The 18,684-nt window shown below is 66.3% G+C and carries 18 protein-coding genes, 1 other RNA gene and 1 pseudogene; 10 read left to right on the top strand and 10 right to left on the bottom strand.

Going from position 1 to position 18,684, the window contains the following annotated elements:
* Positions 1-4: 4 nt before the first annotated feature.
* A complete protein-coding gene (locus tag AUL36_RS17965; protein WP_062223028.1) occupies positions 5-1,969 on the bottom strand; it encodes an extracellular solute-binding protein in 1,965 nt (654 codons plus the stop codon).
* 238 nt (positions 1,970-2,207) lie between these two features.
* Entirely contained in the window at positions 2,208-3,065 is an 858-nt protein-coding gene (locus AUL36_RS17960) for a c-type cytochrome (protein WP_062222908.1), read from the bottom strand.
* On the opposite strand from AUL36_RS17960, the pseudogene AUL36_RS24945 reads away from it, so the two are divergent.
* Positions 2,977-4,113 (top strand): annotated as a pseudogene (locus AUL36_RS24945) (3-deoxy-manno-octulosonate cytidylyltransferase); the annotation flags it as partial. The gene AUL36_RS17960 and the pseudogene AUL36_RS24945 sit on opposite strands and share 89 nt — an antisense overlap.
* A gap of 120 nt (positions 4,114-4,233) precedes the next feature.
* Positions 4,234-5,055 carry a prephenate dehydratase gene (locus AUL36_RS24695; RefSeq protein ID WP_058601032.1) on the top strand — a complete coding sequence of 274 codons (822 nt, stop codon included), beginning with the start codon at positions 4,234-4,236 and terminating at the stop codon, positions 5,053-5,055.
* 129 nt (positions 5,056-5,184) lie between these two features.
* On the opposite strand, the gene AUL36_RS23370 is transcribed toward AUL36_RS24695, so the two are convergent.
* From AUL36_RS23370 to AUL36_RS17945, 3 genes are all read right to left on the bottom strand, one after another.
* Positions 5,185-5,331: a DUF1127 domain-containing protein gene (locus tag AUL36_RS23370; protein WP_082640480.1), complete on the bottom strand. Its 147-nt coding sequence runs from the start codon at positions 5,329-5,331 to the stop codon at positions 5,185-5,187.
* Positions 5,332-5,474: 143 nt separating this feature from the next.
* The gene (gene nudC, locus AUL36_RS17950) at positions 5,475-6,449 is read right to left on the bottom strand and encodes an NAD(+) diphosphatase (RefSeq protein ID WP_062222906.1); all 975 of its coding nucleotides are present in this window, start codon (positions 6,447-6,449) and stop codon (positions 5,475-5,477) included.
* A complete protein-coding gene (locus AUL36_RS17945) occupies positions 6,446-6,862 on the bottom strand; it encodes an HIT domain-containing protein (protein WP_062222904.1) in 417 nt (138 codons plus the stop codon). Before AUL36_RS17945 ends, nudC begins: the two co-directional genes overlap by 4 nt.
* Before the next feature lie 30 nt (positions 6,863-6,892).
* Between AUL36_RS17945 and ffs the strand changes: the two genes are divergently transcribed.
* From ffs to recR, 4 genes are all read left to right on the top strand, one after another.
* Positions 6,893-6,989, top strand: an RNA gene (ffs, locus tag AUL36_RS17940) — signal recognition particle sRNA small type.
* A gap of 239 nt (positions 6,990-7,228) precedes the next feature.
* Entirely contained in the window at positions 7,229-9,202 is a 1,974-nt protein-coding gene (locus tag AUL36_RS17935) for a DNA polymerase III subunit gamma/tau (protein ID WP_062222902.1), read from the top strand.
* A gap of 39 nt (positions 9,203-9,241) precedes the next feature.
* Positions 9,242-9,565 (top strand): YbaB/EbfC family nucleoid-associated protein, encoded by a 324-nt coding sequence (locus AUL36_RS17930; protein WP_058601003.1) that lies wholly within the window; start codon positions 9,242-9,244, stop codon positions 9,563-9,565.
* A 74-nt stretch (positions 9,566-9,639) separates the two neighbouring features.
* The gene (gene recR, locus AUL36_RS17925) at positions 9,640-10,245 is read left to right on the top strand and encodes a recombination mediator RecR (protein WP_062222899.1); all 606 of its coding nucleotides are present in this window, start codon (positions 9,640-9,642) and stop codon (positions 10,243-10,245) included.
* Between the two features lie 3 nt (positions 10,246-10,248).
* Here the strand turns inward: recR and AUL36_RS17920 are convergent, their stop codons facing one another.
* Entirely contained in the window at positions 10,249-10,722 is a 474-nt protein-coding gene (locus tag AUL36_RS17920) for a monooxygenase family protein (protein WP_062222895.1), read from the bottom strand.
* A gap of 61 nt (positions 10,723-10,783) precedes the next feature.
* On the opposite strand from AUL36_RS17920, the gene AUL36_RS17915 reads away from it, so the two are divergent.
* From AUL36_RS17915 to AUL36_RS17905, 3 genes are all read left to right on the top strand, one after another.
* Positions 10,784-11,326: a TetR/AcrR family transcriptional regulator gene (locus tag AUL36_RS17915; protein ID WP_082640481.1), complete on the top strand. Its 543-nt coding sequence runs from the start codon at positions 10,784-10,786 to the stop codon at positions 11,324-11,326.
* Positions 11,327-11,410: 84 nt separating this feature from the next.
* Positions 11,411-12,646, top strand: a complete 1,236-nt coding sequence (locus AUL36_RS17910) for a lytic murein transglycosylase (RefSeq protein WP_062223027.1) — start codon at positions 11,411-11,413, stop codon at positions 12,644-12,646.
* Positions 12,647-12,761: 115 nt separating this feature from the next.
* Positions 12,762-13,673 (top strand): cation diffusion facilitator family transporter, encoded by a 912-nt coding sequence (locus AUL36_RS17905; RefSeq protein ID WP_062222887.1) that lies wholly within the window; start codon positions 12,762-12,764, stop codon positions 13,671-13,673.
* 75 nt (positions 13,674-13,748) lie between these two features.
* Here the strand turns inward: AUL36_RS17905 and AUL36_RS17900 are convergent, their stop codons facing one another.
* The 4 genes from AUL36_RS17900 to AUL36_RS17885 all read right to left on the bottom strand — a co-directional run bounded on the left by AUL36_RS17900 (position 13,749) and on the right by AUL36_RS17885 (position 18,052).
* Positions 13,749-14,231, bottom strand: a complete 483-nt coding sequence (locus AUL36_RS17900; protein ID WP_062222885.1) for a pyridoxamine 5'-phosphate oxidase family protein — start codon at positions 14,229-14,231, stop codon at positions 13,749-13,751.
* A gap of 368 nt (positions 14,232-14,599) precedes the next feature.
* Positions 14,600-15,046 (bottom strand): glyoxalase superfamily protein, encoded by a 447-nt coding sequence (locus AUL36_RS17895; protein WP_062222882.1) that lies wholly within the window; start codon positions 15,044-15,046, stop codon positions 14,600-14,602.
* 213 nt (positions 15,047-15,259) lie between these two features.
* A complete protein-coding gene (locus tag AUL36_RS17890; RefSeq protein ID WP_062222879.1) occupies positions 15,260-16,756 on the bottom strand; it encodes a serine protease in 1,497 nt (498 codons plus the stop codon).
* A gap of 138 nt (positions 16,757-16,894) precedes the next feature.
* A complete protein-coding gene (locus AUL36_RS17885; protein ID WP_062222877.1) occupies positions 16,895-18,052 on the bottom strand; it encodes a DNA recombination protein RmuC in 1,158 nt (385 codons plus the stop codon).
* Positions 18,053-18,150: 98 nt separating this feature from the next.
* Here AUL36_RS17885 and def point away from each other — a divergent pair, with 98 nt between their 5' ends.
* The gene (gene def / locus AUL36_RS17880; RefSeq protein WP_062223025.1) at positions 18,151-18,663 is read left to right on the top strand and encodes a peptide deformylase; all 513 of its coding nucleotides are present in this window, start codon (positions 18,151-18,153) and stop codon (positions 18,661-18,663) included.
* Positions 18,664-18,684: the final 21 nt, after the last annotated feature.

Here is an 18,684-nt window from a genome sequence, read left to right as displayed (position 1 = left end):
CCTCTCAAGGCTGCACGGGCGGGATGGCCGGCTTGGCCGCCGGGTCCGGCGCGCCGGCCGCCGCCGCATCGGCCGGCGTGTTCACCGGCACCTCGCCCTTCACCCACCAGGAATAAGGGTCGAGCCCGACATAGGCCGGCTGCTTCTCGGGCATTCCGAACTTGTCCCAATAGGACACCCAGATTTCCGGATTGTGCCATTGCGGCACGACATAGAAATTCCAGAGAAGAACGCGGTCGAGCGCGTGGACGGCGGTCACCAGACTGTCGCGGTCGGGCGCGTAGATCACCTTCTCGACCAGCGCATCCACCGCCTCGTTGCGGATGCCGGCCGTGTTCTTGCTGCCCGGCTGCGAGGCCGCCGGCGTCGTCCAGAACTCGCGCTGTTCGTTGCCGGGCGACAGCGACTGCGCCATCACGTCGGTCACGATGTCGAAGTCGAAACTGTTGGTCAGCGCCAGATATTGCGAGACGTCCACGATGCGCGTCGAGGTCTCGATGCCGAGCCGCTTCAGCTGGTTGGCGAACGGGTCGATGACGCGTGAGGAAGAGGGATCGGTCGCCAGGAACTCGATGCGGAACGGCTCGCCCTTGGCGTTGACGAGCTGCGAGCCCTTGCGGGTCCAGCCGGCGGCGGTCAACAGATCGAAGGCCTGCTTCAGATAGGTGCGCTCTGCATTGGGCTGCGAATAATCCGGCAGGGTAAAGGGCGTGGTGAAGACCTCGGGCGGGATCTTGTCGCGCAGCGGCTCCAGAAGCTTCAGCTCGCCCTCGCTCGGCAGGCCGGATGAGGCCAGTTCCGTGCCCTGGAAATAGCTCGTCGTGCGCTGGTAGAGGCCATAGAACAGGTTCTTGTTCATGTCCTGGAAGTTGAAGGCCAGCGTCAGCGCGCGGCGCACGCGCGGATCGGCGAATTTCTCGCGCCTCGTGTTCAAGACATAGCCCTGCATGGGCTGTCCGGTTTCGGAGGCCAGCGCCATCTTCTTCACGCGGCCATCGTTGAAGGCCGGGAAATTGTAACCCTGCGCCCAGCGACCGGCGCTGTTCTCGACCCGGTAGTCGGAGAAGCCGCCGCGCTTATAGGCTTCCCAGCTTGCGCTCTGGTCGCGGAAATAGGTGTAGCGAATTTCGTCGTAATTGTAGCGGCCGATGCGCGCCGGCTTTCGAGCGGCCCAATAATCGGGCACCCTTTCCCAGGTGATGTCCGAGCCCGGCGTGAAGCTCTTGATGCGGTAGGGGCCGGAGCCAACCGGCACTTCCAGCGTCGGCGCAGTGATGTCGCGCTTCTGGCCGTTCGGCCCCGTGCCTTCCCACCAGTGCTTGGGCAGCACGACGAGATCGCCCATGATGTTGGGCAGTTCGCGATTGCCGGTCTGGTCGAAGCGGAAGGTGACCTCGCGCTCGCCGGTCTTCTCCGCGCCCGTCACGCTGCGATAATAATTGCCATAGAGCGGCGACAGCGCCTTCACCGTCTCGAAGCTCCAGATCACGTCCTCGACCGTGATCGGCTGCCCGTCGCTGAACCGCGCGTCGGGGTCCAGCCGGTAGGTGACCGAAGAGAAGTCCGGGGGATAGCGCAGCGCTTCCGCGATCAGCGCGTGGCTGACGCCCGGTTCGTCGGGCGACTGGTCGAGAAGCGTGTCATAGACGATGCCGCCGCCCAGCACCGCAAAGCCCGCCGCCGGCGTGCCCCGCACGGGAAACGGGTTGAAGCTGTCGAACGTGCCGGGCGCCGACAGGCGCAGGACGCCGCCCTTCGGCGCGTCGGGGTTCACGTAATCGTAGCGCTGGAAGGTCTCGCCATATTTCGACGGCCGGATCAGCGAGGACGACGTGTGCCATTCCCCCGCCTCCGCCGCCGGAGCGGCGGCCGGCGCGGGCGCCGGTTGCTGGGCATAGGCCAGCGGGGCGGTGCCGGCGAGAAGCGCCGAGGCGAGAAGGAGGGAAACGGCGCGGGATGCGATCGGCAAAGCGAACTCCAGGCGGGACAGGCGGAAAAGACGGAGCCCAGACGGCCGGATCAATATGGCCATCCTCGGGCGACAGGCGCCAAGATACGAAAGTGTAATGGCCGAGCGGCCGGTGTCCATGCCCTCGGGCATCACGCTCTCGTCGCAGAGCGGCGCGATCATCCTGAAACGCGAAAGTCCTGAAACGCAAAAAGGCCGGGCGTCGCCGCCCGACCTTCTGATCTCGTTGGCGCCTGCCTTACTGCGCGGGTGCCGGGGCCGGGGCTGCCGGAGCCGCGCCGGGGGTCTGCGCCTCGGCCGGGCTCGGAGCCTGCGGCGGGGCGGAGGTGGCGTTGTCGCCCGTGGCCGGCACCGCGCCGGAGGGAGGCGCCGTCGGGGCCGCGCCCGTGGTGGCGTCGGTCGTGCCGCCGCTCTGGGGCTGCGTCACCGGGTCGTTGCCGCCGGGGCTGCTGTTGGTGGTCGTGGCCGGGTTGGTCGGGGCGGGGGCGTTGGCATCGCCCGCACCGGCCGCGGGGGCGGCCGCTTCGCTCGCGCCGGCATCGGGCGCAGGCGGCGGAACCGGCGTGTCGGCCAGCGTGCCGAGATAGGCCAGAAGATCGGCGCGTTCCTGATCCTTGGGAAGGCCGGCAAAGCCCATGGCGGTGCCGGGAATGTACTGCTTGGGGCCGTGCAGGAAGTGGTTCAGGTGATCCCAGTCCCAGAGGACGGTCTTGCCCTTGGAGAACTCGGTCATGGCGGCCGAGTAGGAGAAGCCCTCGTGCGAGGCCATCGGGCGGTTCACGATGCCCCAGAGATCGGGGCCGACCTTGTTCGGGCCGCCCTTCTCGCCGGAATGGCAGGCCTGGCATCGCTTGAAGATGGCCGCGCCGGCCTGCGCATTGGCGGTCTGCATGAGCTTGCCGACCGGCGTCACCTCCGCTGCCGCCGGGGCGGCGGAGGCCGCGCCCGCTACCGGCTCGGCGGCGGTAATCGCAAAGCCCGGCTTTTCCGGCACTTCGGAATGGAAAATGGCTTCGGCCAGAAGGCTGCCGCCGAACAGAACGAAGACGGTGCCCAGAACGGCGCCGAAAATCTTGTTGGCCTCGAAAGAATCCATGTGGCTGGGCGGCTCCCTCTCCAACCGGCCCGGCGACCGGCGAACGCTGCTGACACGAAGTCATGATACCAGGGCCGTCCGCTCGTTCGGTGCGGAAGGCCCCGGGCCGTCGAATGCTCGGCGTCTCGAGGGGAAAAGGACAAGTCCCTTCCTCCGCAAGCGCCTTGGGGCCTTTTGCCGGATAGCGGCACCCCCTATAAGCCCCCTCGGCGTGTCTTTCGAAATGCGAGCGGCGACCTTTCGGCCCGCGCCTTTCGAAAGACACGCAAAGTCTGGAAGCGTTCTGACATTCCCCCCGGAATGGATCAAGCGCCCACCTGTCACAGCTCCGCGTTATCTCGCGCATTCCGGGCGGGATTTCGTGCGATTGGCCCCGAAAGTTGCGTCCATGTCCACACTCGTCCTCATTCCCGCGCGTCTCGCCTCGACCCGCCTGCCCAACAAGCCGCTGGCCGATATCGCCGGCGCGCCGATGATCGTGCGCGTGGCCGAGCGCGCGCGCGACGCTGCCATCGGCCGTGTGGTGGTCGCCACCGACAGCGACGAGGTGCTGCGCGCGGTGCGGGACGCCGGCTTCGAGGCGGTGATCACGCGCGCCGACCATCCGTCGGGCTCCGACCGCATCTTCGAGGCGCTGCAGGCCGTCGATCCCGAGGGCGAGGTGGACGTGATCGTCAATCTCCAGGGCGATCTGCCGACCATCGAGCCGGAGACGGTGCGCGCCGTTCTCAAACCCTTCGCCGACCCGGACTGCGATATCGCGACCGTCGTGGTCGAGATCGGCAACGAGGCCGACGCCAAGGACCCGAACGTCGTGAAGCTGATCGGCACGCCGAACGGCGAGCGCCGGCTGAACGCGCTCTACTTCACCCGCGCCACCGCGCCGACGGGCGACGGGCCGCTGTTCCACCATGTCGGCATCTATGCCTATCGCCGCGCCGCGCTGGAGCGCTTCGTCACGCTGAAGCCCTCGCCGCTGGAGGTGCGCGAGCGGCTGGAGCAGCTGCGCGCGCTGGAAGCGGGCATGCGGATCGACGCCGAGATCGTCGATGCCGTGCCGCTCGGCGTCGACACGGCCTATCAGCTGGAGGAAGCGCGCCGCGCCTTCCTGCCGCCGGCTCGCACCGGGCGCATCGCCTTCCAGGGCGAACGCGGGGCCAATTCCGACATGGCCTGTCAGGCCATGTATCCCGATCTGGAGCCGCTGCCCTGTCCGAGCTTCGAGGACGCGTTTGCCGCCGTCCAGAACGGAACGGCCGATCTCGCCATGATCCCGATCGAGAACACGCTGGCGGGGCGCGTCGCCGACGTTCATCACCTTCTGCCCTCGTCGGGCTTGCAGATCGTCGGCGAATTCTTCCTGCCGATCCGCTTCCAGCTCATGGTGAAGCCGGGCATGACGCTGGCCGACATCAAGGAAGTGCACAGCCATGTCCACGCGCTCGGCCAGTGCCGCGGCATCATCCGGCGCAATGGCTGGAAGCCGGTCGTGGCGGGCGATACGGCGGGCGCGGCGCGTATTGTCTCGGAAATGGAGGAGCGCCATGTGGCGGCCCTCGCGCCGCGTCTGGCCGCCGATCTCTACGGGCTCGATATCCTGGCCGAGAATGTCGAGGACGCCGAGCACAACGCGACGCGCTTCGTCGTTCTGACGCGAAAAGAGGCAGGCCGGGCGCTCTGGGCCAAGAATGACAACCGCGTGGTCACCACCTTCGTCTTCGAAGTGCGCAATGTCGCGGCAGCGCTCTACAAGGCGCTGGGTGGCTTTGCCACAAACGGCGTCAACATGACCAAGCTCGAAAGCTACCAGCTGGAAGGCAAGTTCGTGGCGACGCAGTTCTATGCCGATATCGAGGGGCACCCGGACGATGTGGGCGTCGCCCATGCGCTGGAGGAACTGGAGTTCTTCTCCAAGCGGCTGGCCATTCTCGGCGTCTATTCGGCCGCGCCCAACCGGCCCGAACTGCCCGCGCCCGCCATCGGCGAATAAGGCGCTGAGGGGAGGGTGGCCTCGGTCGCCCACCCCTTGTTCGAACCCGAACCCCAAACAGCAAAAAGCCCCGCTTGGCGGGGCTTTTTCGTCGGCCGGGTCGAGGTGCCCGGCGGGTTTTTTCGGCGCTTAGCGGCCGACGCGAACCATGCGCTCGATGTCGCCGCGCAGCACGCCGATGTCGCTGAGCATACGGTCGTCCATGCGGCTGAGCTCGGCGACGGTGCGGCGGTGAGAGCGGAGGTTGCGGAGGCGGGAGGCGATCTCGGTGATCATCGGACTGTTCCAGAATGGGTTCGTTTGTTGACCGAGATATAAGCGACCCCTCTGCCTCTTAGGAGAGCAAAGTCTGCACGCCAGTTGTGCAATCTGCGCATGGCATAGTCATATTTCCGTTTATCGCATTTTAAGAAATTGCCTCATAGAAATGCATCATCGCGCTCCTTGCCTTCCAAAAAGGCACGAATCAGGTGGTGCGCAATGGCGAAGGGAGCCGGTAGGGTGAGCCCTTGCGGGTGCCGCCCTTCCAGCATGGCGCGCACCTCCTCGCGGTCGAACCATCGGCAATCCTCCAGTTCCGCGCCGTCGAACTGGATCTCCGTCGTCAGCGCCTCGGCCATGCAGCCGATCATCAGCGAGTTCGGAAAGGGCCAAGGCTGCGAGGAATGGTAGCGCACGGCGCCGACCGTGATCCCAGCTTCCTCGAAGGTTTCGCGCCGCACCGCGTCCTCGATCGTTTCGCCCGCCTCGATAAAGCCGGCAAGGCACGACCACATGCCGGCGGGAAAATGCGGCTGCCGCCCCATGAGGCAGCGGCCGGCCCCGTCCTGCACCAGCATGATCGACACCGGGTCCGTGCGCGGAAAGATCATGTGATCGCATTTTGTGCAGCGGCGTCGGAAGCCTGCTGCCTCTGACACGGTTGCGCCGCCGCAGCGCCCGCAGAAGCGGGCCGAGTCATGCCAGTTCAGGAGATGGGCGGCTTGGGCGAGCTGCCCTTCCGTGTCGGCGTCGAGGGCTACGTGCAGGCCGAGCGTGCGCAGGTCGAACAGCGGCAGACCACCCAGACGCCGCTCCGCCCCTTCGCCGTCCATCCCGAGGGCTGCGATCCGCGCCTCCGACAGGCGCACGGCCAGACGCGGCAGCCCATCCCCGGTGTGGCCGAGCAGAAGCTCCGCCTCCTGCGAACCCAGAAGCGTCTGCGCTTCCGCGCGCCCGAACAGCGGGCGGATCGCGTCGCCATCCTGATGCGCCAGCCATTGTCCGGCTGCCTGGACATAGAAGCCGGCCTCCGGGTGATCCAGCGCCTCGGCAAGGCTCGTTTCGGTTCGGAGCTCTCCGTCGCGGACGAGGCGGTTGCCGGCAAAACCGAGGCGAGGGGTCGGAGCGATCATGACAGGCTTTCGAGAAGGCGGGCGCGAAGGGACTGCGCCTCATCAGAGGAATAGGGCTCGCGCGCGCCGAAACCCCAGACGGGGCCGGGCCAGTTCGGATCGCCCTCCTGGCGCGCGACGACATGAAGATGGAACTGGCGCACGATGTTGCCCAACGTCGCGACATTCATCTTTTCCGCCCCGCTCAAAGCCTGCATCGCTTTCGCGACGTCACAAGCTTCCGCATCGAGCTGGTGGCGATCCTCGGCCGCGAGCTCGAACAGTTCCACGATCCCGGCACGGCGCGGCACCAGAATCGCCCAGGGCCAGCGGCGGTCGTTCATCAGGAGAAGGCGCGACAGCGGCAGGTCGGCGATGAAAATCGTGTCGGCCCGAAGGCGTTCGTCGAGTTCGTGATCGGTGGTGGCTTGCATTCGGCACGTTTCTCCACGATATGAGCCTTGGGAGGTTGGTGGTGGACGAGCCGCTCGCCAACCGGGTCAGGTCCGGAAGGAAGCAGCCCCAGCGAATCCGGCGCGGGTCATCGTGCCAGCCTCCCACCCTTTCCCTCGCCCGTTTTAAGCCGTTCGCCAAGCCCGCTCGCGTGTAAGAGCCGGCTTCGAAGAGCGTTGGGCTCGGATCGCCTCCCACGCATGGCCTCGCCTCCCGCGCATTGCATTGAGCGAAAAGCCTTGTAGACCGTCCCAGCGACAAAGCGCGGGTTTCAATCAGGTCCCTTTGCTTTAGTGTCGCGCCGCGTGGGCTCGCCCCGGCGCGGGGGCGCATTCGAACGAGACGGCATGGCTGAGAACCGCGACGAACTGGCTGAAACGGGGGGCTCGGGCGGCTCCTACCGCGTTCTCGCGCGCAAATACCGGCCGCGCTCCTTCGACGACCTGATCGGCCAGGAGCCGATGGTGCGCACCCTCACCAACGCCTTCGAGGCGAATCGCATCGCCCAGGCCTGGATGCTGACGGGCGTGCGCGGCGTCGGCAAGACGACGACGGCGCGCATCCTCGCCCGCGCCCTGAATTACGAGACCGAGACGATCCACCAGCCGACCATCCATATGGTCGAGCCCGGCATCCACGATCAGGCGATCATGGAAGGGCGGCATGTGGACGTGGTGGAGATGGACGCCGCCTCGCACACGGGCATCGACGATATCCGTGAGATCATCGCGCAGGTGCGCTATCGCCCGGTTTCGGCGCGCTACAAGGTCTATATCATCGACGAGGTGCACATGCTCTCCACGCAGGCCTTCAACGGCCTGCTGAAGACGCTGGAAGAGCCGCCCGAGCATGTGAAATTCGTCTTCGCCACGACCGAAATCCGCAAGGTTCCCATCACCGTCCTGTCGCGCTGCCAGCGCTTCGACCTGCGCCGCGTCGATCCGGCCACGATGATGAGCCATCTCCAGCGCGTGCTGGGCTCGGAAAAGATCGAGGCCGAGGAAGGCGCGTTGCGCCTCATCGCCCGCGCCTCCGAGGGCTCGGTGCGCGATGCGCTGTCGCTCACCGATCAGGCCATCGCGCACGGCGCGGGCCATGTGTCGGCGCAGACCGTGCGCGACATGCTGGGCTTGGCCGACCGCGCGCGGGTGGTGGACCTGTTCGAGCTTCTGATGAAGGGCGACGGGGCAGGGGCCTTGCGCGAGTTCGCAGAGCAATATCAGGCCGGAGCCGATCCGGTCGTGGTGCTGACCGATCTCGCCGATTTCAGCCATCTCGTCACCTCGCTGCGCTTCGTGCCCGAAACGGCGGGCGACGCTTCATTGTCTCCCGACGAGGTGGAGCGCGGGCGCGACTTCGCCGCGCGCCTCTCCGTGCGCACCCTGTCGGAAGTCTGGCAGATGCTCCTGAAGGCGATCGAGGAGGCGCGCTCCGCCGCCTCGCCGCGCCAGGCCGCCGAAATGGCGATGATCCGCATCGCCTATGCTGCCGATCTGCCTTCGCCGGACGAACTCGTGAAGCTTCTGCGCGAAGGCGGCGGCCAACTGGCGGCGCTCGGTGGCGCGCCGGGCGGCCAGCCGCGCCTGCCGGGCAACGGCGCGCCGAACGGTGCGCCCGCGGATGCGCGGGGCATGGCGGGGCCGAACGGCTCGGGGCCGGGCGGCGGGCCGACCATGCAGCTGCGCACGATCCAGGGCGGCGGACTGTCGCTCGCTGCGCGCATGGCCGCGCCCGCGCCGGACGCGCAGCCCGCGCGCGTCGGCGCGGTGGACGCCGATCCGCAGTCCATGCCGGCCTCCTTGCGCGATCTCGAAAAGCTCGCGGGCGAGAAGCGCGATTCGCTGATGAAGACGCGCATTCGCCGCTATCTCCGGCTGGTACGCATCGAGCCCGGCCGCCTGGAAATCCAGCCGGCCGAGGGCGCGCCGGTGAGCTTTGCCGGCGATCTCGCCAAGCGTCTGTTCGACTGGACGGGCCTGCGCTGGGTCGTCACCGTCGCGCCGTCGGGTGGCAGCGAAACGCTGGAGGAGCTCGACGCGGCGCGGCGCGCGCAGCTGATCCGCGAGGCGGAGGCCGACCCCGATGTCGCCGCCATTCTCGCCGCCATGCCGGGCGCGAAGGTGCGCGAGGTGCGCCTGCGCAGCGAGCCGGAAACGCCGCCCGAGCCGGAACCCGCCGAGCCCCTGGACGATTTCGTCGGGGATGGCGGTCTGCCCGAACAATATGATGTGGGCGAGCCGGACCTTGGCATGGGCGGCGCGGATGACGACATAGCGTTCGACGCGTCGCTGGAACCCGGCGACGACGATGACGACGACTGAGCTTTTCGATTCAACGCGGCAGAAGGAGCACGGCCCGGCATGAAGGATCTCATGGGCATGATGAAGCAGGCCAAGGCCATGCAGGAGAAGATGCAGGGCCTGCAGGCCGAGATCGCCGAGACCACGGCCAGCGGCCAGGCCGGCGGCGGCGTCGTGTCCGTGACGCTGAAAGGTTCGGGCGAACTGGAATCGCTCAATCTCGACCCCTCGCTTCTCAAGGCCGACGAGAAGGACATTCTCGAAGACCTGATCGTCGCCGCCCATGCCGACGCCAAGCGCAAGCTCGACGCCTTGATCCAGGAAAAGACGCAGGCCCTCACCGCCGGCCTGCCGCTGCCTCCGGGCCTGAAGCTGCCGTTCTAGGCTTTTCGCTACGCCTATGGCGGCCCTGCGGGGCCGCCCCATTGCCTGAGACACCGCTGAAAGCGTCTTCCCGAATGGCCAAGTCCATCGCCGGTCCCGAGATCGAGCGGCTGATCCAGCTTCTCGCCAAGCTGCCGGGGCTCGGCCCCCGCTCGGCCCGGCGCGCCGCCCTGCATCTGGTGAAGCGGCGCGAACAGCTCCTGCGCCCGCTCGGCGCGGCCATGGCCGAGGCGGCGGAGGAGGTGAAGGTCTGCTCGCATTGCGGCAATATCGACACGCGCGACCCTTGCACGATCTGCACCGATGCCGGGCGTGACCGCTCCACCGTGATCGTGGTGGAGGACGTGTCCGATCTCTGGGCGTTGGAGCGCGCCAAGGCGCTGAACGCCAGCTATCATGTGCTGGGCGGCGTGCTCTCGCCGCTGGAAGGAATCGGCCCGGAAGACCTCACCATCCGCCGCCTCGTGGAGCGCGTCACGGAAGGGGGCATTTCCGAGATCATCATCGCCGTGAACGCCACGGTCGAGGGTCAGACAACAGCGCATTACATCATCGACCAGCTCGACGGGTTCGATCTCAAGATCACGCGCCTCGCCCATGGTGTGCCGGTCGGCGGCGAGCTGGACTATCTCGACGAGGGCACGCTCTCGGCCGCCATGCGCTCGCGCACCAAGATATAGACCCTATCCCCGCCGCGCTTCGGCATCGGCGCGCACGCGGTCCCGGCTCGTCATGAAGGGGCCGATCGGCGCGCGCTCGGGCGCGAAGGCGGCGAGGCCGCCGGGCCGGGGCAGGTTGACATAGATCGCCTCGACGCCGCCGCGCGCGTGAAAGGCCTCGTGCCAGAAGCCGCAGGTCTGGGCATCGCGCAGGAAAGCGCGCCACCAGAGCGAATGGGGCTCGGCGCGGGTGAAGCGCTCCAGACTGTCCGGATCGCGCCAATATTGGCGGATGCCGACATGATTCCAACCATAAATGAACTGCTGGTCCCAGAGGAGCCCGTCCGGCGCGTGGTCGCGCAGCGCGCGCAGGCCCCGGCCAATGCGCAGGAGCGCCGGCACGCCGCGCCAGCCCTGCACCTGAAAACCCAGGAGCACCATCACAAGATCGGGAAAGGCGGAGAGATCGACGCTTTGGCGCTTCGGTTTGGCTTGCATCGGGAAGGCTTCCTTGTTTACACCGTAAACGTAGCGCGGAATGTGTACGGCGTAAACAGTCATGTCTCCCATCGAAGAGTCCGGTTTGCGTGCGCGGCTGATCGCAGCCGCTGTGGCGGCGCTGGAAGGGGGGGCGAATGATCTCAGCCTCCGGGCGCTGGCGCGGGATGTCGGCGTCTCGGCCATGGCGCCCTATCGCCACTTCGCCGACAAGGCCGCGCTCATGGGCGCGGTGGCCGGCCATGGGTTCGAGCGGCTTCGCGAGGCCTTGGTGGAAGCCGATGCGACGGCGGAGGGGAGCGAGGCCGTGGTCGCGCAGGGGCTCGCCTATCTCCGTTTCGCGCAAGCGCATCCCGCGCTGTTTCGCCTGATGTTCTCGGGCGCCTGCGTGCCGCGCGAGCCTGTGGGTGAAACGGCTTACGGCGTTCTGGCGCGCCGGGTGGCCACGTTGACGAACGACCCCGCCGCCACGCTCGCCTGCTGGGCGCTGGTGCATGGGCTGGCGGTCCTGGCGCTGGACGGCCGCGCGCCGCCGGACGGGACGGGGACGGGCGACCCGGCCGCCGTGCTGCGCCTTCTGGCCGGCCCTCTCGCCAAGACGTGAGACCCCTCGCCACGAGTTCGACGCAAGCTCGTGGCCTTAGCCTTCCGGCGGGAGAGGGACTGTCTCCCCCAAGGAATCCGCATGATGAAGAAGCGACTGGCGGCCCTGTGCCTTGCCCTGATGGCTGTGACGGCGCCCGCGTTGGCCGCGCCCAAGCCCGAGATCGAGGCCGGCTTCCGCCGCTTTCTGGAGGGTGAAATCTGGCCCGAGGCGCGGGCGAAGGGCGTGTCGCGCGCGACCTTCGACGCCGCCTTCCGGGGCGTGGAGCCCAACTTGAGCCTGCCCGACCTGCAGCTCCCCGGCCAGAAGCCGAAGGTGGAGGAGGTGAACCGTCAGGCCGAGTTCCAGAGCCCCGCCGCCTATTTCGACGAGAAGAAGATCGCGGGCGTCGTCGCCAAGGGCCGCGCGCTCCTGCAGGCCAACGGCGCGCTTCTCCAGCGCATCGAACGCGAAACAGGCGTTCCCGGTCCGATCGTTCTCGCCGTCTGGGGCCGCGAGTCCGGCTATGGCGCGGCGAAGATTCCCTACAATGCCTTCGAGGTGCTCGGCACCAAGGCCTATCTCTCGCGCCGCAAGGAGATGTTCCGCGCCGAGCTGATCGACGCCCTCAAGATCGTGCAGGAAGGCCATCTCAAGGTCTCGGACATGAAGTCCTCCTGGGCTGGCGCGCTCGGTCAGCCGCAGTTCATGCCCTCGAAATTCCGCGCGCTTGCGGTGGACGAGGATGGCGACGGTCGCCCCGATATCTGGAATTCGGTGCCCGACACGCTCGCCTCCATCGCCCATTATCTCCAGATGTCGGGCTGGCAGCGCGGCCGGCCCTGGGGCTACGAGGCGCGCTTTCCAGCCGGCGTGTCCTGCACGGGTGAGGGGCCGGATCGTCCGCGCCCGATCGCCGATTTCGCCAAAGCCGGGGTCGCGCGCGCCTCGGGCCGCGGCTTTCCCGACGCCGAGCTGAAGCGCCCCGGCCATCTCCTGATGCCGGCGGGCCGCCTCGGGCCGGCTTTCGTCGCGACGCCCAATTTCTACGTCATCAAGGAATACAACAATTCCGACCTCTACGCCCTGTTCATCGGCCATGTGGCCGACCGGATCGCCGGCGGCGGGGGCTTCGACGCGCGCTGGCCGGGCGCGTCCGGCCTGACGCGGGGCGACGTCTCGCGCCTTCAAGAGCGGTTGCAGAAACAGGGTTACGATGTCGGCGGCACGGACGGCTTGGCCGGCTTCAAGACGCGCCGCTCCATCGGCCAGGCGGAGGAGAAGCTGGGCCTGCCCGCCACCTGCTGGCCGACCCCGGCGCTCGCCAAGAAACTCGGTTGATGCCAAGCGGCTCGGCTGACGACGCGTTCGTGAGCGGCCTGTCAGCGTCCGGCAGGCTGCTTCTTTAACCGGCCTGCCCTAGCTCCTTGTCGATTGCCACGACCGGAGCCCTCCGATGCCTGCCGCCGCGCCCGACGAAAGCGCCGTTCTGAAGCTTTCCATCGCCATGACGCTCCTGATCGGGGCGACGGGCGTCGTGTTCGGCATCCTGTCGGGATCGCTGTCGATCGCGTTCGATGGCGTCTTCTCCGTGGTGGATGCCTCGATGACCGGCATGGCGCTTCTCGTCACGCGCCTCATCGCGCGCGACACGAGCCAGCGTTTCCAGATGGGCTTCTGGCATTTCGAGCCCATGGTGCTCGCCTTCAATGGCGGGCTTCTGTCGCTTCTCTCCTTCTATGCCTTCGTCAACGCCATTGGCACGATCCTCGATGGCGGGCGCTCGCTCGAATTCGGCTGGGCCATCGTCTATTCGTTTTTCGTCGTCGTGATCTGCATCGTGATGGCGATCTACGGCCGGCGCGCCAACCGCGTCCTCAACTCCTCCTTCATCGCGCTGGACGCCAAGGGCTGGATCATGTCCGGCGCGATCACCGCCGCGCTGCTCTGCGCCTTCATCGTCGCCTGGGCGCTGGAGGGCACAGCCTACGCGCATTGGACGCCTTATGTGGATCCGGCGATCCTCGCGCTCCTGACCCTCTGTCTCATTCCCGTTCCGCTTCAGACGGTGTTCAAGGCGTTTCAGGACATCCTGCTGCTCGCCCCGGCCGATCTCGACGCCCTGGCCCGGCGGGTAGCCGACGAGACCGTGCGCCGCCACGGCTTCATCCGCGCCCACACCTATGTCTCGCGCGCCGGCCGCTCGCGCATGGTGGAGATCCATTTCGTCGTGCCTCCCGACCGCGACTTCGGCCGCATCGGCGCCTTCGACGCCATCCGTGAGGAAGTCGGCAAGGCCATCGGCGGCGCAGGCCCGGATCGCTGGCTGACGGTGGCCTTCACGGGGGATGAGAAATGGGCGGTTTGAGCGGGCGAGCGTTAAGGCAATGGATTGCCGCATAGCAACCACGCTGCGCTTCGCGTTCGGTTGATTCCTAATGGGCTAATCTGATTCCAGCGACCATCCGGTTGGAGGCCATGCCAGTACCGGGCCGGTTTTGAAGAACGACACGTTATTGGTGAATGTGCTCTCCGGCACCAGGCGGATCATTCGCCCGGAAGGTGAATCGATCCGAGCGACGTTTTCGATGAACCATTCGTTCCAATTGGATTCAGGGCCGAGATATTTCCGCAAAAGTCTCTTGAAGAGCGCGGGGCAGTTGGGCTCGATCAAGGCGTGTCCGCGAAAGCCAAGGTGCAGAAGAATCCCGGCATCGTTGTCGAAGTGAACGATCTCGACGGAACAACGTGAATCCTGTTGCAATCGTTTGACTGCGCTCGCTCCCTGAGCCCCCGGCATCCACAGTGTCGAGTCCTCCCAGATAAACCAGACGGGCGAATTGCGGGGTGCGCCGTCACTGCTGACCGTCGCAAGATTGGCCATGAGCGGCAACGTCAAAAGCTCGACTGGATCGAACGTCTGCATCGAAGAAGCCCCTAGCGTAACCCACCATTTCTAGGTGGTGTCGATGATAGGTGATACCCGCAAGAGTAGCTGCCGCTGATTACAGAGTACCATACGGGAAGGAGTGGAAGCCGGCTCAGTTGCGTTGCGCAATGCCTGATTGGGTCTCTTCTGAGCAGGGCGCAACTTTCCAATGAGCTACCGTAGAAGGTCCTCGGATCGCTCCGAGGGTTATGCTTCCATCTAACGCTGCAAAGCCTCAGGCAATCTTGCCGCCGTCCCGTGTCGCAATGTCGGCGACCGAGAGGCGCGTCGGCTTGTCGGGCCGGAAGCCCGTCCTGCTGCTCGAGAGGTCTTTCTCGAAGCCCGTTCGCATCTTTGGTGCGAACCTACCAGAGCAACTCGACCTGCGGCCGTCCGTTCGAGGTCTTCTCCATCGTGCGTCCCGTGCCGTCGACACGGCAGGACACGCGCTGGCGAAAGGCGGAGAAACTGTCGAACGTCACGACATCGACGGGCTCGTCGAACTGGAGCACGAGGCGATAGCGACCGCTCTCGCTCCCCAGCGCCTCGACGCCGAGGACCGACGCCTCGAAGGGCTGGCCGAGATAGAAGCCTTTGACGCGCGCGCCGAGGCGGTACGGGTCGAAGGCGCCGCGATGGCCGATATGGGCGTGAAGCGTGTTCCAGTCTCGAAAGCCGTGCTGGGCGGCGACAAGCTCCAGCGACTTGGAATAAGACAGGGTCTGGCCGTCCTCGCTGAGTGCGGCGCGCAGACGCTTGGCCTGATCCTTCAGCCCGTCGAGGGCAGGGAGGGGCCTGGGGGAACGTGTCATAAGGGTCTCCGCTCGGTGCATGTCGATATGCGAGGGGAGTCCGCGTTGCCGCCCGCGACATGCCACAAGGGATGACCGTTGGACGCTGTTCGATCGGAGAGCTTCACCAAGGGCGTTCAGCCTGCGGACGGCCGGGGCTCTCCAGCCCGTGGCCGTCACCATAGCGCGCAACAAGGCGGCCCGTCAAAGGCCGCCTTGTTGTATCTGGCGGATTTACTTCGTGCCGAGGCAGAGCACGGGATAGATCGAGTCCTGCACCTTGGCCGTCGCGTCCGGCACGCTTTCCAACGGAGCCTTGGCGTCGGCCGTCTGATAGGCGACCTTGTGCTGGTCGAGGAAGCGGGTGGCGGCGTCCGGGCGGATCGCGAAGTTGATGGACTGCGGAATATCGCCCGTCAGATCGGCAACGGCCACGGCGTTGAGCTTGGCGGTGACGACGCCGACGACGCGGCCGGCCAGATCCACCAGCGGGCCCCCCGAATTGCCGGGCTGCACGGGCGCCGAAATCTGCAGGTAGTTCGCGTCGTTCATCAGCCCCATGAGCGAGGAGATGTTGCCGCGTGTCACGTTCAGGCTATCGGCCAGGATGGACCGCAGTGGGAAGCCGAGGGCGAGAATGTCCTCGCCCAGACGCGGCTTGTTGGTGACGATCGGCAGCGGCTTGCCGACCGGAGCATCGACCTTCAGGAGGGCTAGATCGTGCCCCTCGTCCACCACCACCTTGGACGCCGCGCCGAGATCGCCGACCAGAACGGTCTTGCAGCTCTTGGCGACATGTGCGTTGGTCAGCAGCCAGCCATCCTTGGACACGACAAAGCCGGTGCCTGACGAGTCGAAGCCAGGGGCCGCGAGCGCCGGGCCTTGGGGCTCGCCGGCGGGCGGCGTCGCGGTCTGCGTTTCATGCTCGCCGAAGGCAACGCCCTCTGCGCGGCCCGAGCGGAAGAGCTTGGCCATGGGGCCGAGTTCTTCGCTATGCGGCTCCCCCGCGAACGGGTCGAAAGCATTGGAGGCGACGACCGTATAGGGCTTGATGGCCTCCTCATGCCCCTTGTCCCAGGCGACCGAGAAGCCGCGCAGATCGCCGTTGCGATCGGCGAAGCGGATCAGGAAGGAACGACCGTCCTCCTGACCGCGAATGGTGAAGCCATCGTTGGACAGAGTGGAGGAGGAGACTTTCTTGTTGTCGCCATCTGTGGACAGGACGTTAAAGACGCCCTGAAGCGAGTAACCCTCGTCATGAAAGCGAACCGTCTCAATCTCGACGCCGCTATCGGCCGAGCGCCAGACCGAGCCGACTTCGGTTTCGCCGGCGGGGGAGACGAGCGCGCCGGGGAGGCCGACGCGGACGCCGGTGCGATCGTCGCGCACCAGCCGGTAGCCCAGCCCGTCGCGCACCTTGTCGCTCTCGGCGATCACCTTCTTGAGGAAGGCGTCGGTCATCACGCCGTCGGGTTTGAACCCGGTGCGGGCTTGAAAATCGCGAATGGCGCGCAATGTCTGGGTTCCGACGCGCCCGTCGAACGTGCCGTCATAGTCTCCCGTCCAGGCGAGGCGCGTCTGGAGGCCGATGCGGAAGGCCGCGTCGGTATTGTCATTATAGGCCGAAGCCAAATCCGTGCTGGCGAGGGCTTGCGTTGCCATGGCCGGAAGAGCCGCCGGCGACGCGCAGAGCACGAGACTTGCCAGAACTGCCTTCAACATACCACGCATGAGGTAAGTCCCCGAATTTCCAGTCCTGTGGAAAACGCGGCGGAAGCATTTTCGATCCCGACACGTTAGCAGATTGTCAAGAATTGGCTGTCGGATTTTTTCCTCGGTTGCCGATTCTTTGGGGGAAACCCTCGGAATTTAACGATCAGCCTGATGACCTCCCCTGCCGCTCTCGGCTGGGCGAAAGGGTTCGCCCGGTTCCAGTTCGAGACTGCCGATTCGCGTTCCGCGCCGCACCAGCTTCTCCGTCGTGGTCAGGATCTGATCGACATCCCGGCCGGCTTGAGAAAAGTGGGTTCGAAGCGCCGAAACGCGCGCGTCCAGCCTTTGCAGATCTTCGGTCAGAAGAATGACTTCCTTCTGAATCCTGCCTGCTTCCTGCCGCATTCTTTGATCTTTCAACAGGGCCTTCACGACCTCGATCGACAGCATCAGAAGCGAGGGTGACACAATCACCACACGTGCGCGGTGGGCTCGGCGGATCACGTCCTCGAAATGCTCGTTCAACTCCGCGAAAACCGATTCGGAGGGGAGGAAGATAAAGGCCGTGTCCTGCGTCTCGCCCGGCAGGAGGTACTTCTCGGAAACGGCCTTGATATGCATGTCCATGTCGCGGCGTAGGCGCTGCGCGGCGGCGTCGCGATGCTCGTCGCTCGGGGCATTGCGAAAGGCGTTCCAGGATTCCAGCGGAAACTTCGCGTCGATCACCAGCGACGGCGCGCCGTTCGGCATGGGAATGAGACAGTCCGGCCGCTTGCCGTTGGAGAGCGTCGCCTGAAAGGAATAGGCGCCGCGCGGCAGCGAATCCATGACGATGGCTTCCATGCGCGCCTGCCCGAAGGCCCCGCGCGCCTGCTTGTTGGCGAGAATATCCTGAAGCCGAACGACCTCGCCGGCGAGCCCCCGGATTTCGCCCTGCGCACGGTCGATCACCGCCAGCCTCTCGGCCAGCCGCGTCAGCGTTTCGCCGGTCTGGATCTGCGCGTCCGACAGCGAGCGGCCGACGCGGTGGCCCATCCCGTCCAGCCGCTCGGCCACGCTGCGGGCCAGCTCCGCCTGCCGCGCGCCCAGCATTTCGCCCATGGAATGAACACGGCCGGCCAGCTCGACCTGCGCGCGCAGGAGCGCGTCCACTCCGTCACCGTCGAAGCCTTCGGGCTGGCGAAACCGTCGTAGAAAGCGCCAGACGAGCCAGAGCGCAACCGCCACGACCAAAGCTTCGCCGAGGCTCACAGGGCGCTGGCCGAGAGCGAACAAAGGCGTGTCGAGAAGGCCGGCGAGGTCAGCGAAGCGCATGGAAGGAGCCTATGCGATTCGTCCGACATGCACCAGATCAAAAGGAGAACATGGCGCGCTCTGTTGACCGCTCCCGCGCCTGCGTTTACCTGACGGACATGACCGTCAAGCCTCTCGTCATCCTCCCCGATCCCATCCTTCGCCGCGTGTCCGAACCGGTGGCGCGCATCGACGATTCGGTGCGCCGTTTCGCCGACGACATGCTGGAAACCATGTATGACGCGCCGGGCATCGGGCTGGCCGCCATTCAGGTGGGCGAGCCCCTGCGGATGCTGGTGATCGACCTCGCCAAGGAAGACGAGGAGAAGCAGCCGCAGATCTTCGTGAACCCGGAAATCCTCGCCTCGTCCGACGAGCGCTCGGGCTACGAGGAAGGCTGCCTGTCGATCCCCGACTATTACGCCGAGGTCGAACGCCCGGCGACGGTGCGCGTGCGCTTTCAGGATTTGACCGGGGAAACGCGCGAGATCGAGGCCGACGGGCTGCTCGCCACCTGCCTCCAGCACGAGATGGACCACCTCAACGGCGTCCTCTTCATCGACCATATTTCCAAGCTCAAGCGCGACATGGTGATCCGCAAGTTCACCAAGGCGGCCAAGAAGACGCTCTGACGCGCCACCGCCGTCCGCGCG

The sequence above is a fragment of the Aureimonas sp. D3 genome (assembly GCF_001463805.1).
GTDB lineage: Bacteria > Pseudomonadota > Alphaproteobacteria > Rhizobiales > Rhizobiaceae > Aureimonas > Aureimonas ureilytica_A.
Note: the sequence above shows the minus strand (reverse complement) of the source record. Positions and strands in the feature narration are given on the sequence as shown.